Origin of the sequence: Pseudomonas sp. GV105 (assembly GCF_003058185.1) — a bacterium.
GTDB classification, from domain to species: domain Bacteria; phylum Pseudomonadota; class Gammaproteobacteria; order Pseudomonadales; family Pseudomonadaceae; genus Aquipseudomonas; species Aquipseudomonas veronii.
Map to the genome: position 1 here is coordinate 709,116 of NZ_QBUF01000001.1, position 14,295 is coordinate 723,410.

A 14,295-nucleotide genomic window follows, 5' to 3' on the forward strand; every position below is an offset into this window, starting at 1 on the left:
GCGAGGAACATTGTGATGAGTACTGAAGACAAACGTGTTCGCGAATTCGCGTATCAGATCTGGGAATCGGAGGGCAAGCCGCAAGGTCAGGATGCGCGCCATTGGGAAATGGCCCGCAAGTTGGCAGAAGCCGAAGCACTGACACCCAGCAAGCCCAAACCCGCCGCCAAACCGAAAACCGCGCCCAAGCCGGCAGCGAAAGCCAAGCCGGCAGCGGCCGCAGGCAAACCGGCCACGCCGGCGGCTAAAAAGCCGGCGGCCACAAAAAAGCCCAAGCCGTAAGCCCTGTGCCGTCATGAACCTCCGGCCGGCAACCCCGGCCGGAGGTCAGCCACTTGCCCGATTATTAGCTGACCCCTCGTCAGCAGGGCTACGTTCGGCCCGAAAAAAGACCCATGCAGGAGCAACACAATGAGCAAAGCCGATAAAAAACAGGCCCCCCCGGCCCACGAACCATCGCGAATTCGCGAAGGTTTGCCCTTCCCCCTGGGGGCGACCTGGGACGGCCTGGGTGTCAACTTTGCCCTGTTCTCGGCCAACGCTACCAAAGTCGAGTTATGCCTGTTCGACGACGCTGGCGTGGTCGAACTGGAACGTATCGAACTCCCCGAATACACCGATGAAATCTTCCACGGCTACTTGCCCGACGCCCACCCCGGGCTGATTTACGGCTACCGTGTGTACGGCGCGTATGACCCGGCCAACGGCCACCGTTTCAACCACCACAAATTGCTGATCGACCCCTACGCCAAACAGCTGGTGGGCGAGCTCAAATGGTCCGAGGCGCTGTTTGGCTACACCATCGGCCACCCCGACGACGACCTCAGTTTCGACGAACGCGACAGTGCGCCCTTCGTGCCCAAGTGCAAGGTCATCGACCCGGCGCACACCTGGGGCGACGACCAACCGGTGCGCGTGCCATGGGACCGCACGATCATTTATGAAACCCACCTGCGCGGCATCAGCATGCGTCACCCCTCGGTCGGCGAGGCCGTGCGCGGCACCTGCGCCGGGCTGATGGAAGACGATCTGCTCAAGCACATCCGCCAGTTGGGTATTTCTTCCGTGGAACTGTTGCCGGTACACGCCTTTGTCAACGACCAGCATTTGCTGGAAAAAGGCATGACCAACTACTGGGGCTACAACAGCATCGCCTTCTTCGCCCCGGACCCGCGCTACCTGGCCAGCGGCAAGATCGCCGAGTTCAAGGAGATGGTCGCGCACCTGCACGAAGCCAAGCTGGAAGTGATTCTCGACGTGGTCTACAACCACACCGCCGAAGGCAACGAGCGTGGCCCGACCCTGTCCATGCGCGGCATCGACAACGCTTCCTACTACCGCCTGATGCCGGACGACAAGCGCTTCTATATCAACGACTCCGGCACCGGCAACACCCTCGACCTGAGCCACCCGTGCGTGCTGCAGATGGTCACCGACTCCCTGCGTTACTGGGCCACCGAGATGCACGTCGACGGTTTCCGCTTCGACCTGGCGACCATCCTCGGCCGTTATCGTGACGGGTTCGACGAGCGCCACAGTTTCCTCGTCGCCTGCCGTCAAGACCCGGTGCTGCGCCAGTTGAAACTCATCGCCGAACCCTGGGACTGCGGCCCCGGCGGCTATCAGGTGGGCAACTTCCCGCCGGGCTGGGTGGAATGGAACGACCGCTTCCGCGACACCGTGCGCGCCTTCTGGAAAGGCGATGACGGCCAACTGGCGGACTTCGCCGGGCGCATGACCGCATCCGGCGAGATGTTCAACCACCGTGGCCGCCGGCCTTACAGCTCAGTGAACTTCATCACCGCCCACGACGGTTTCACCCTGCATGACCTGGTGTCGTACAACGACAAGCACAACGAAGCCAACGACGAAAACAATCAGGATGGCAGCAACAACAACCTGTCCTGGAACCATGGCGTCGAAGGCCCCACCGACGACCCGGAAATCAACGCCCTGCGCCTGCGCCAGATGCGCAACTTCTTCGCCACCCTGCTGCTCGCCCAAGGCACGCCGATGCTGGTGGCCGGGGATGAGTTCGCGCGCACCCAGCACGGCAACAACAACGCTTACTGCCAGGACAGCGAGATCGGCTGGGTCAACTGGGAGCTGGACGATGACGGCAAGGCGCTGCTCAAGTTCGTCAAGCGCGTGATCAAACTGCGCATGACGTACCCGATCCTGCGCCGTGGCCGCTTCCTGGTGGGCGACTACAACGAAGACATCGGCGTGAAGGACGTCACCTGGCTCGCGCCGGATGGCAACGAGATGAGCACCGAACAGTGGGAAGACAGTCACGGCCGTTGCCTGGGCATGCTGATGGATGGCCGCGCCCAGGAGACCGGGATTCGCCGTCCGGGTGGCGATGCCACGTTGTTGCTGGTGGTCAACGCCCATCACGACTTGGTCAATTTCCGCCTGCCCCCCGTGCCGGAAGGCCAGTTCTGGACCTGCATGCTCGACACCCATGACACGACGATACGCGGGCAGGAACGCTTTGATTTCCACCATGAGTACGCGGTCACCGGGCGCTCGCTGCTGCTGTTTGAACTGCAGCACGACGAAGAGGTGTGACATGGGCCTGCATGGATTCCTTCAAGGCTACCAAGGCTATGCGGACACGCAGGCCCTGGGCGCGGCCTTGAAGGCGCTGCAGGCCGAGGGGCTGGACCGCCTGCCGCTCCCCGGCAGCGGCCAGACCCTCGAACGGTTCAGCCGCTTGGCCCAGGTCGCCGGACACGACCTGCGCTTGTGCAAGTTGTTCGAAGGTCACACCGATGCCTTGGCAATCATTGCCGAGCTGCGCAGCCCCTTGCCGCCGGAGGGCAGCCTCTGGGGCATGTGGGCGGCAGAACCGCCGACGGCCAGGGTGCGGGCGCGGCGCAACGGCCATCGTCTGGTGCTGCAGGGGCGTAAAGCCTGGTGTTCGGGAGCGACGGTGGTCAGCCATGGGTTGTTGACGGCCTGGGACGAGGAGGATCGCCAGCAATTGGTCGCAGTGGAGATGGGCCAGCCCGGCATCTGCGTGACCGATGAGGGGTGGCAAGCGGTAGGTATGGCGGCCACCGGCAGTGTCGATGTCCTGTTCGAGGCGGCCAGCGGGATTGCCATCGGCAGTCCCGGCGACTACCTCGCCCGCCCCGGCTTCTGGCAAGGCGCCGTCGGTATCGCAGCGTGCTGGTATGGCGCGGCGCAACGCCTGGCTGAAGTGCTGCGCGAGCAGTGCAACAGGCGTGCGGAACCGCATGCCCTGGCCCACCTCGGCGCGGTCGACAGCGCCTTGAACAGTGCCGCCTGCGTGCTGCGCGCCAGTGCGCGGCAGATCGACCGCGCCCCGCTGGCCGATGCCAGGCAACTGGCCCAACAGGTACGCGCGTCTCTCGAAGACACGGTTGAACAGGTCATGCGCCACGTCGGTCGCGCCGCCGGTGCGGGGCCTTTTTGCAAAGATCCGCACTTTGCCCAACTGATGGCGGACCTGCCGGTGTATGTACGTCAAAGCCATGCCGAGCGTGACCTGGCCGCCCTCGGTGAACAGGTTGCCGCCGAGCCACCTGGGAGGTGGCAGTTATGAAAGCCAATCCGATCGTGGGCCAGGGCACGTCGCTGCATCAGTGGCAGACCTCGTCCCACATGGCCGAACTGGCGCCGATCAGCGTCGAACAGTTGGTACCCGAAGGGCATCGCGCAGTGATCATCGCACCGCACCCGGACGATGAAGTGCTGGGCTGCGGCGGCCTGTTGCAAGGCTTGGCCGCACTGGGTCGGGCGATCCAGTTGATCTCCGTCACCGATGGCAGCGCCAGTCACCCCGGTTCGCGGCGCTGGTCGGTGGAACGCCTCAGCGTGGTGCGCCCGCAGGAGTCGGCCCAGGCCTTGCACCGCCTCGGCTTGCCGCTGCACCGGTTGAAGTGGCTGCGCGCCGGGTTTACCGACAGCCAGGTCGCCGCCCGCGAAGCGCAGTTGGCCGCGTTCATTGAGCGCCACCTCAAACCCAGGGACGTGGTGTTCACCACCTGGCGCGAAGACGGCCACTGCGACCATGAAGCCGTCGGCCGCGCCAGTGCCAGTGCCGCACTGGCGGTCGGCGCGACCCTGTACGAGTTGCCCGTGTGGACCTGGCACTGGGCAACCCCGGAAGACAGCCAGGTACCGTGGCATCGCGCGCGCAAACTCCCGCTGAGTTGCCAAGTCGTCGCGCGCAAGCGCCATGCCATCCACGCGTTCGCCAGCCAATTGGAGGGCGATCCGCAGATCGGCTTGCCGCCGGTGCTGGCACCGTATGTCGTCGAGCGTTTGCTGCAGCCTTTTGAAGTGGTGTTTGTATGAGCGTGGCGACACCGTATTTTGATCGGCTGTTCGCCGACAACGATGACCCCTGGGCCTTCCGTCAACGCTGGTACGAGCGGCGCAAGCGCGCGCTGACCTTGGCGCTGTTGACCCGCCCGCGTTACGCCGCGATTTTTGAGCCCGGCTGCGCCAATGGTGAACTGAGCGTCGAACTGGCGCCACGTTGTGACCGCCTGGTGTGCTGCGATACCGCGGCCGCAGCAGTGGCCCTGGCCAAGACACGTCTGATGGGATTTCCCCATGCCCAGGTGCAGCAGAGTCGCCTGCCCGCACAGTGGCCTGACGGCCGCTTCGACCTGATCGTCCTGAGCGAGCTGTGTTACTACCTCGACGCCGATGACCTCACCCGCCTGATCGACTGCGCCCTCGCCGCGCTGAGCGACGACGGTCAACTGCTGGCCTGTCACTGGCGCGCGCCGATCGACGGCTGCCCGCAAACCGCCGCCCAAGTGCATGCGCTGCTCGAGCAACGGCTGGCCATGCCGTGTGTTGCGCGGCACCACGACAGTGACTTCCTGCTCGACCTCTGGAGCCGCGACGGTACATCGGTCGCCACCCATGAGGGCCTGCGTTGAGCAGCCTGAAACGGGCCCGTTAAAAAAAATCGAAGTTACAAGATGTGAAAGCAGCGAATCCTTGTCTATGCTGAGGACGCCTTGCTGGCAATCCAGGATTGAAATGCCGAGCAATCGCTGCAGCGGAGCCTGCGGCGACTAAAAAGAGCGTCGTCCCGTCCACGGGCTACGACCCAGCATCAATTGACAAGGACGTGCCCGCCATGAAACCCGCCTCCCTCAGCGAAAGCCGCCGCGGTCCAGCGCAGATCTGGAACAGTGCCCCGCAGTTGGCGCAAATCCCCGCCATTCATCCTCACTCGCTGGTGCCTCCGGGTGCGCGAGTGGTCATCGTCGCGCCCCACCCCGGCGATGAAGTGTTGGCCTGTGGCGGTTTGCTGCAACGGCTGAGCACCCTCGAACACCCGATGCTGTTGATTTCCATCACCGACGGCAGCGCCAGCCACCCCGGCTCGAATGTCTGGCCGGCGAGGCGCTTGAGCGTGGTGCGGCCCCAGGAAAGCGTCGAAGCGCTGCGCCGGCTGGGCATGCCGCTGCACAGCCTGAAGTGGATTCGCGGCGGCTTTCGCGATGACGCGCTGGCCGCCAGCGAACACCCCATGAGCCAACTCATCGCCCGATATCTGCAGCCCGGCGATGTGGTCTTCAGCACCTGGCGCAACGACGGCAACGCCGACCACGACGCCGTCGGCCGTGCCAGCGCCAAGGCATGCAGCCTGGTCGGGGCGCGTCTGTATGAGCTGCCGATCTGGGCCTGGCATTGGACGGCGCGGGAAGGTTCGATGATCCCCTGGCAGCGTGCGCGCAAGGTGCGCCTCGACACCTGGAGCGTGGCGCGCAAGCTGCATGCGGCCCATGCCTATGCCAGCCAACTGGCCGGAGACCCGGAGATCGGGCTCGCGCCGATGCTCGCCCAGGTGTTGCTGGAGCGGATGCGCGAGCCCTATGAGATCGTGTTCGTCTAGAAACCCACTCGTCTATACCTGTTATTTCTGACAGTGGCGGCCCGTTTGATGTGCGACTAAGGTGCAAAAAACCTGCACTGCTTAAGGCGCAGTCGAGAAAGCCATGCCAACCCTTTGCATTGGCCGATGTTTTCAGAATCGGGTAACCGGTACTCCCTGATCCGTATCGTTCGTTGTTGCCATGGTCCGAACGCACCTGCTTGTCCAGGTGCCGGGAGATGTTCCCTTCGAACGAGGACGGGTCATGCGCGCACCAACATCTTCTTTGTTGTACCTGGGCATCAGCTCAATCATCGCCGTGACGGCGTGGCCACTCCCCTCTTATGGCGCATGCACGATCAACAACAGCGCCGGCGACGATATCTCCACCTGCGACAGTGCCTCGGCACCGGGGTTTACCGACACCGGTGGCAACAACACCCTGAATATCAGCGGCAGCGGCGCCATCAACGGCAATGTCACCTTTGGTGCGGGTAACGACCTGGTGGACGTGAACGGGCCGACGGCGGCGCTCAACGGTGCGCTGAACCAAGGCGACGGCGCGAATATTTTCCGCCTGAACCTGGGCACCGTCACCGGTTCGGTCACCCAAGGCGCAGGCGCGGATGTGGTACAGATCACCGGTGGGCAGGCGGGTGCAATAAGCCAAGGCGGCGGCATCGACAGCTTTGCCATGAGCGGCGGCACCATCGCTTCCCTGGCCCAGGGCGATGGCCTGGACACCTTCAACATGAGCGGCGGGGTCATCACCGGGGCGTTTGAAGATGGCGACCGAGCCACGATGAGAGGCGGCACCATTGGCCGGGTCGATATGAAGCTCGATAACAACGTGTTCGACATGCAAGGCGGCACCATCCTGGGCAATCTGGTCACCGGGTTCGGCAATGACCATATTCTCGTCTCGGGCACCAGTTACATCGGCGGCAACATCAGCACCAGCGGCGGCGATGACTTGATTGAAGTCAGCGGCGGCACGGTCAACGGGCAAATCCTCGCCAGTTTCGGCAAGGACCAGTTGATCTGGCACGATGGCGGCAAGGTCAACGGTTTGATCGTCATGGGCGCCGACGACGACACCGCGCTGCTGAAAAACCTCAACGAAACGTCGCTGTCCTCCAACCCCTTGGTGGATGGTGGCCTGGGTAACGACACGCTCACATTCGCCAACACCCAGACCGACGTCCCCGCACGCTATACCGGCTGGGAACAGGTGCTGCTGGATAACGGCTCGGACCTCAAGCTGGGCGGTGCCTTCGTGCTGGGCGACAGCGCAACCGGCAGCGGCATCATGAGCCTCGACGGTTCGAGCAAATTGACCGTCACCAGCGGTTCGATCGACCCCTTTACCGCCGGCCAATCCGTCACCTTGAACAACGGCGGCCTAATCGACATGACCACCGGCAGTACCAGCGCCACCGACACCCTGACGGTGAACGGGAACTACAACGGCAACGCTGGCCGACTCGCCTTGCAAAGCGTCTTGGGCAGCGACGGCTCACCCAGCGATTTGCTGGTGATCGGCACGGGCCAGATCAGCGGCACCACCGCTATCAGCGTGACCAATCTCGCCGGGCCGGGGGCCGAAACCGTGCAGGACGGCATCCAGGTGGTCCGCGCAATCAACGGCGCCAGCGGCGCCGGCACCCAGTTCACCCTGGCAAACCGGGTTTCCGCAGGCGCCTTCGACTACTACCTGTTCAAAGGGGGCGACAACGCGGGCACGGGCGAAAACTACTACCTGCGCTCTTCAGTGCCGGTGGCGCCGCTGCCGGGCCCGGTGACGCCGCTCCCCGAACCGGTGGTGGGCACCCCTGAACTGCCGACCAATCCGGGCCTCACGCCGATCCCGATCTATCGCCCGGAAGTACCGATCTACGCGGTGTTGTTTCCTGCCGCGCAACAAATCGTACAGGCCATGCTGGGCACCTATCACGAACGCATGGGCGATCAGCGCCAACAACAGCAGACCGGTGCGTTTCCTGCCGGTTGGGGGCGTGTGTATGGCAACAGCAGCCGCCAGAGCTTTGCCGGCACGGTGAGCCCGACGCTGGACAGTTCGATCTCCGCCTTCCAGATCGGTACCGACGTGTACGCGAGCGCTACCGCCAACGGCGCGGTGCAGCGAGTCGGCTTCTTCGTCGGCCACAGTCGCTTGAAAGGTGACGTGAAAGGCTTCAACGGCGGCTGGCAAGACAAGGCCGCTGGCAACACCACCTTGCGCGGTGACAGCCTGGGCGTTTACTGGACACTGATCGGCGCCAACCAGGCCTACCTCGATCTGGTGCTGATGGGCACCCGTTTCGATGGCAATAACGAATCGGACCGTGGGGTGAAGATGAAAACCCGCGGGCATAACGTCGCCGCATCCGTCGAGGTCGGCAGGCCGTTCCAGATGACCGCCGATTGGGTGGTTGAACCGCAGGCTCAATTGATCCTGAGCCGAACCAAACTGGACAGTCAGAACGATGGCATCTCCGACGTGGCCTACAACGCCGACACCAACGTCACCACGCGCCTGGGCATACGCCTGCGCGGCGACTATCAGGTCCGTGGCCTGCCGTTGCAGCCCTACGCGCGGGCCAATATCTGGCACACCGCCGCCGGGCAGAACACCGTCACTTTTAACCGTGTGACAGACATCGACACCGAACAGAAGTCCACCACCCTGGGCCTGAGTCTGGGCGCCACGCTGGAGGTGGCCAAGGGCGTCAGCCTGTACAGCGAAGTCGGCTATAACCGCAACCTGGACAGCCAGATGCTCAACGGCCGACAAGGCACCGTGGGCCTGCGAATGGAATTCTGACAGCGACTTTTTTCGCGGTGCCGTCGGTTTGAGCGCCAGCCCATCGGCGACCGCGAGCCCACGCAGCGGCGGATGATTTCGCGCTGGGAGGGTGATCTGTCCCCTCGACAGATGTGAAAAATTTGTTAAGTAATTCTCCCCCAAGTCTTTTTTGCGCGGATTCAATCTGCCACACTCACGCGAATAATTATCAATACGTTTATTATTCGCCATGGATGGCGCTCGGGGGAGGCTCAGATTCATGTCCGTTCAACAACCTGTCGGTACGCGTTTTTCACCCAGTCTATTGGCATTGGCCATCTGCCTCAGCGGCACCCAGACAACGCTGGCGGCCGATACCGAAAAGGCCGCGGCACCGCTTGAACTGGGCGCCACCGAGATCAGCGGCCAGGCACTCGGCGAGACCACCGAAGGCACCCAGTCCTACACCACCGGTGCTATGGCCACAGCCACCAAGTTGCCGCTGACCATGCGCGAAACCCCGCAGGCCGTGACCGTGATCACCCGCCAGCGCATGGACGACCAGGCCATGACCAGCGTCAACGATGTGGTCAAGAACACCCCCGGCCTGTTCCTCAGCCAGTCCAGCGGCCCCGGCCGGCAGACCTACAGCTCGCGCGGCTTCGACATCGACAACATGATGTTCGATGGCTTGCCCAGCGCCTACTCGGGCTACGCCAACAGCGTGCAGCCCAACCTGGCGATGTTCGACCGGGTCGAAGTGATCCGCGGCGCGACCGGCCTGGTCACCGGCGCCGGCAACCCTTCGGCGGCGATCAACTTCGTGCGCAAGCGCCCCACCGCTACGCCGCAGGTGTCGATCACCGGCGCGGCCGGCAGTTGGGATGACTATCGCATGGAGCTCGATGCTTCCAGCGCCTTGAACGACAGCGGCACCCTGCGCGGCCGCGTCGTCGGCTCGTACCGCGACGCCAACAGCTTCCGCGACAACGAAACCAGCGACCACGGCCTGTTCTACGCGATCAGCGAAGCCGACCTCAGCGAAGACACCACTGCCACCCTCGGTTTCTCCCGGCAGGAAGACCAGACCAACTTCTTCTGGGGCGGCCTGCCCATCGGCACCGATGGCCATCACCTGAACCTGCCCCGCTCCACCAACCCCGGCAGCGACTGGGAAAACAAGGAGCTGACAATCAACACTGTATTCGGCGACATCCAGCACCGCTTCGACAATGGCTGGAAACTCAACGTCGCCGGCTCCGCGTCGCAGCTGGACGGCGTGTTCACCGGCAGTTACCAATCGCGCTACCAGACCGAGCTGGCGCGCACCGCCTACCAGTCGCATCAGGACGACAAACAGTACGCCTTCGACACCTTCGCCAGCGGCCCGGTCGACGCCTTCGGCCGCACCCACGAAGTGGTGGTCGGCACCAGCAAACGCATCTACGACGCCACCTCCAAGGAATACAGCCCTTACGACACCAATTACCCGCTCAACGGCGCCAAACCCGACTTCCAGCGCAACGGCAAAACCCACACCCTCACCACCCAGGACGGCGTCTACCTGACCACGCGCCTCAACCTGGCCGACCCGCTCAAGGTGATCCTCGGCGCACGCTTGGACTGGTACGACTATGACGACCGTCAAAGCCAGGACGGCGACTACAAAGTCACCCGCAACCTGACGCGCTACGCCGGGGTGATCTACGACCTCGACGCGCACCACTCGGTCTACGCCAGCTACACCGACATCTTCAACCCGCAAAGCAGCAAGGACCTCTCGGGCAAGGTGCTGGAACCGATCGTGGGCGAAAACTACGAAGTCGGCATCAAGGGCGAATATTTCAACGGTGCGCTCAACGCCAGCCTGGCGGTGTTCCAGATCGACCAGAAAAACCGCGCCACCACCGCCGCCACCCAGGCCGGTTGCCCGGTGCTCACCTGCTACGCAGCCGCCGGCCTGGTGCGCAGCCAGGGCATCGACCTGGAACTGCAAGGCGCCCTCACCGAAAACTGGCAAGTCGGCGGCGGCTTCACCTACACCCGCGCGCATTTCATCAAGGACAGCGACCCGGCCAATGACAACCAGCGCTTCAGCTCCGATACACCGGAACGCCTGTTCAAACTCACCACGTCCTACCGCTTCCAGGGCCCGCTGGAAAAACTGCGCATCGGTGGCAACGTCTACTGGCAGAGCCGCATGTACAACGACATCGCCCTCACCAACGGCAGCTATCGCCTGGAGCAAGGCAGCTACGCGGTGGCGGACGTGATGGCCGGTTACCAAGTGAACCAGCACCTGGACCTGCAAGTGAACGCCAACAACATCTTCGACCGCACCTACTACTCGGCGATCGGCAACAGCCCGATCTGGGGCTCCACCGACACCTACGGCAACCCGCGCAGCTTTGGGGTAACGGCGAAGTACAGTTTCTGACGCTGATGAGGCCGCTCGGGTAGCCGTTCTCGATCTTCAGGCAGGCGCAAAAGACGCACGAACGCGGGTTTCATCCGTGCTCTGCGAACTGCTGAGCTGACCGGCTTCATTGAGCACCTTCAACGCGCCATCGGCCTCCACCGTAAAGCCATATTTCGTGCCGGCCAAATCCGGATAAGTCGCCGCGAGCGTTGATTGGAATGTCTTGAACGTGGCGTTCAGCACGCTTTGCGCGCCTTTGGCGATCTCGATGATCCGAGGAAGCGCTCGTGATGCCGAGCGGCCGACCCACGTATCGATAGCCTCCAGCGACTGCATTGGTTCAGCGTCTGCGCTGGGATGGTAGACAGCCGCCGGGCCGGCGCTGGCCACGGCGTCCTTCGCGAGGTCCGTCAGAGGCTTGGCCACGAGTATCTGGTCGGCAGGCGTAAGGTGGGTATTGGCGGACGGGATATAGGTAGAACTGAGGGTAAGTACCATTTCATCGGTCCATGATTGAGTGGTTCACAGCGGTTATCGACGTCAAGGGGGCAAACTTTAGGACTTGGATTGTCTTCCCCCCTCAAGCCCCTTTATCCTCGACCCTCCCCGCCAGAACCCGGAACCGCCATGGACCTCACCACCCTCGCCCTCTTCCTACCCGCCTGCTTCGCCCTGAACATGGCACCCGGTCCCAACAACCTGCTGTCCGTCAGCAACGCCACGCGCTACGGCTACCGCACTGCCTGCCTCGCCGGCATCGGCCGCCTGCTCGCCTTCGCCGGCATGATCGCCCTCGCCTCCGCCGGGTTGGCGGTGGTGCTGCAAACGTCGGAGTTGTTGTTCTACGCGATAAAGATCGTCGGTGCAGCGTATCTGTTCTATCTGGCGTTGCAACTGTGGCGGGCCGATCCGCAGGCGCAGAGCGAATCGGTTACGGCCAAGGTAGGAACATGGGCGTTGGCGCGTCAGGAGTTTCTGGTAGCCGCGGGCAACCCGAAAGCCATCCTGATCTTCACCGCCTTTCTCCCGCAGTTCGTGGTGCCCGGCCAGCCCATCACCCCACAGTTCGCCCTGCTCGGCGCACTGTTCCTGGTGCTGGAATGGATCGCCATCAGCCTCTACGCCTATATGGGCCTGCACATGCGCCGCTGGTTCGCCGAGCCACGGGGCAAGCGGTTGTTCAATCGCTGCTGCGCGGGGTTGTTGTCTGCGGCGGCGACGGTGTTGCTGATGGCGCGGCGGGCTTGAATGGCGTTCTCAAGGCGGCGGGATACGCGCGGTGTTGCCTGTCGGCCTCATGGGTTGCTAACACCGCGTTTTCGGGACGAATAAGCAGCAAGCCACGTTCAGGCCCTACTGAGTAGAGGTCTAGCCCCGCGCCTTTGTGCCTAAACATCCGTTTACAACAGCAATAGCCAAATGCCACCATTCGCTCATCTACGATTTGCTACAAGGACGTCGCGTGAGCCACAACTTCAAGTTCTTGACCCTGCCCCACCGCTCCGGCGAGGTCGCCAACATCTTTATCCACGGCTACTCAGCCGGCCACGATATAGAAGACCGGTGCGCGCTGAGCAAATGTATCCCGTCATCCCTCCACGAGTGCATCAACATCTTTGCGTTCTGGCCTTCCGGTCATTGGAGCCAGTTCGATAAGTTATCCAGCAGTAGCGTGGCGGCAATGGCTCGGTTGAACATCTTCGCGGGTACCGCGGCAGCAGTGGCCGATCGCGCCGTCCACTTCAACACCAGCCGCAAGCGCGCCACCGCCATGGGCAAGACACTGCTCTCGCAACTTGAGAGCTACCTGCTCAAACATCACCCCTACGTGTCGAAGGTCAATCTGGTCGGGCACTCGCTTGGCGGGCGGGTCGTCGTGAGTGCGCTACTCGATCTACTCGACAGGCCAACTGATCACGATCTTGAAATTGGCGATGTGTTGTTGATGGCGGCGGCGGCCGAATTGTCGGGAGACGAGGCTCGAGCCATCCGCAAGCGCACAAACTGCAGGCTGTACAATGCTTACTCAAAAGATGACGACGTTCTGCGATTGAATATGGGCGAAAGCAGCGCGGGTCGCCAGCCAATCGGTAACTGCAAAAACGTTCGGATGGAGTCCTTCGGTCATACAGACTATTGGCCGCGTCTGGAGCAAGTACTCAGGGCATCAGGCTTCCATGGCTACAAAAGTGGCCTGCCGGCGTCGAATCAGCCCCAACTGATCATCAAGAATCCCGATCCGGTCGTGACCGACCATTTCATTTATGACCTGCTCGAACTGACCAGCGATCGAATCCGCAATCAAGTCGCCAAGCACCTGCGTAGCAGCAGTTGGACGACCCTTGAGACCGACCATTCACTGTATCTGCTGACCAAGGAATTCCAACTACTGGGCGGCCACTGCTTGGCCAACCTGGCGCGTAGACGCGGTCTCAAGTATCTACAGATCCTGCTCATGCTGACAGAACACTACGACTTGGTAGACGAGTTGCACGATTGTGCTCGGGTGATTGAGATGGAGGGGTTGCTCATCAGCAAATGCTTCCACTCTTCTTTCGGTGAGGGTCATGTACTCGCGTCAAAACACGACATTGCCCAGCATTTGGAGGTCATGTCCGAGAAAGCTTACTTTGAGCAGGTCGATGCGTTGGCGGCAAGCCTGACCGTTACGTCTTACTTCTCGACCCCTAGCGCACCTGCCCCTGTGTATCGCAAGGCGCACTCAACGCTGACCAGTAAGAACAAGGAGTTAACGCTGGCATCTGCAACGCGACTGCCCTCCCTCACTCATCTGGTTTCGACCGAGCGCATCAAGGCGGCGGTTACGAACCTGAAAAGTGCAGTCAAGCCCGGCTACTCGGCCTTGATTCCCGCGGTTGCGATTCTCTTCTATGCGCGCTTGAAGCTGAATAACGAAGGGCTGCTCTAACCCTAGCGTGCTCAATGGCTGTGCCTCGCCCTCGACACCTCAAACTGTTATTTGAGTACCGCGAAGTGCAGATCATTAATCATTGAGGGGATTGGGAATGACTGGCAGGGATGCCTTAAAACTAAAGAATGGTGGGCGACAGCCGACAACCTGAGCGTGCGAAGGGGGATTTTAGAAGCCCAACCAAGTATCAGACAAGCAAAGTACGCAGGATCGCGATGGGATTTCAAACTGGAAGATCAGCAACTCACGCGACGGACATGGATGCTCAATCGACGCTTTCCGGATCATTCCGG

General features: G+C 62.3%; 11 protein-coding genes. 10 read left to right on the forward strand and 1 reads right to left on the reverse strand.

Features of this window, described 5'->3' with window-relative positions; genetic code table 11:
- Positions 1–15: 15 nt before the first annotated feature.
- The 8 genes from C8K66_RS03080 to C8K66_RS03115 all read left to right on the forward strand — a co-directional run bounded on the left by C8K66_RS03080 (position 16) and on the right by C8K66_RS03115 (position 11,088).
- Complete coding sequence (locus C8K66_RS03080) at positions 16–282, forward strand: DUF2934 domain-containing protein (RefSeq protein WP_046383597.1); 267 nt, start codon at positions 16–18, stop codon at positions 280–282.
- Between the two features lie 129 nt (positions 283–411).
- Positions 412–2,571: a glycogen debranching protein GlgX gene (gene glgX, locus C8K66_RS03085; protein ID WP_046383598.1), complete on the forward strand. Its 2,160-nt coding sequence runs from the start codon at positions 412–414 to the stop codon at positions 2,569–2,571.
- Between the two features lies 1 nt (position 2,572).
- Positions 2,573–3,571 (forward strand): acyl-CoA dehydrogenase, encoded by a 999-nt coding sequence (locus tag C8K66_RS03090; protein ID WP_046383599.1) that lies wholly within the window; start codon positions 2,573–2,575, stop codon positions 3,569–3,571.
- Positions 3,568–4,326: a PIG-L deacetylase family protein gene (locus C8K66_RS03095; RefSeq protein ID WP_017846399.1), complete on the forward strand. Its 759-nt coding sequence runs from the start codon at positions 3,568–3,570 to the stop codon at positions 4,324–4,326. The genes C8K66_RS03090 and C8K66_RS03095 overlap by 4 nt, the downstream gene beginning before the upstream one ends.
- The gene (locus C8K66_RS03100; RefSeq protein ID WP_046383600.1) at positions 4,323–4,922 is read left to right on the forward strand and encodes an SAM-dependent methyltransferase; all 600 of its coding nucleotides are present in this window, start codon (positions 4,323–4,325) and stop codon (positions 4,920–4,922) included. The genes C8K66_RS03095 and C8K66_RS03100 overlap by 4 nt, the downstream gene beginning before the upstream one ends.
- A gap of 203 nt (positions 4,923–5,125) precedes the next feature.
- Complete coding sequence (locus C8K66_RS03105; protein ID WP_108524217.1) at positions 5,126–5,887, forward strand: PIG-L deacetylase family protein; 762 nt, start codon at positions 5,126–5,128, stop codon at positions 5,885–5,887.
- Between the two features lie 244 nt (positions 5,888–6,131).
- Positions 6,132–8,690: an autotransporter outer membrane beta-barrel domain-containing protein gene (locus C8K66_RS03110; protein WP_108524218.1), complete on the forward strand. Its 2,559-nt coding sequence runs from the start codon at positions 6,132–6,134 to the stop codon at positions 8,688–8,690.
- 241 nt (positions 8,691–8,931) lie between these two features.
- Positions 8,932–11,088 (forward strand): TonB-dependent siderophore receptor, encoded by a 2,157-nt coding sequence (locus C8K66_RS03115; protein ID WP_108524219.1) that lies wholly within the window; start codon positions 8,932–8,934, stop codon positions 11,086–11,088.
- Positions 11,089–11,124: 36 nt separating this feature from the next.
- Here the strand turns inward: C8K66_RS03115 and C8K66_RS03120 are convergent, their stop codons facing one another.
- The gene (locus C8K66_RS03120) at positions 11,125–11,568 is read right to left on the reverse strand and encodes a hypothetical protein (RefSeq protein WP_046383604.1); all 444 of its coding nucleotides are present in this window, start codon (positions 11,566–11,568) and stop codon (positions 11,125–11,127) included.
- Positions 11,569–11,697: 129 nt separating this feature from the next.
- Here C8K66_RS03120 and C8K66_RS03125 point away from each other — a divergent pair, with 129 nt between their 5' ends.
- A complete protein-coding gene (locus tag C8K66_RS03125) occupies positions 11,698–12,318 on the forward strand; it encodes a LysE family translocator (protein WP_046383605.1) in 621 nt (206 codons plus the stop codon).
- 214 nt (positions 12,319–12,532) lie between these two features.
- Positions 12,533–13,999: a DUF726 domain-containing protein gene (locus C8K66_RS03130; RefSeq protein ID WP_108524220.1), complete on the forward strand. Its 1,467-nt coding sequence runs from the start codon at positions 12,533–12,535 to the stop codon at positions 13,997–13,999.
- Positions 14,000–14,295 lie beyond the last annotated feature (296 nt).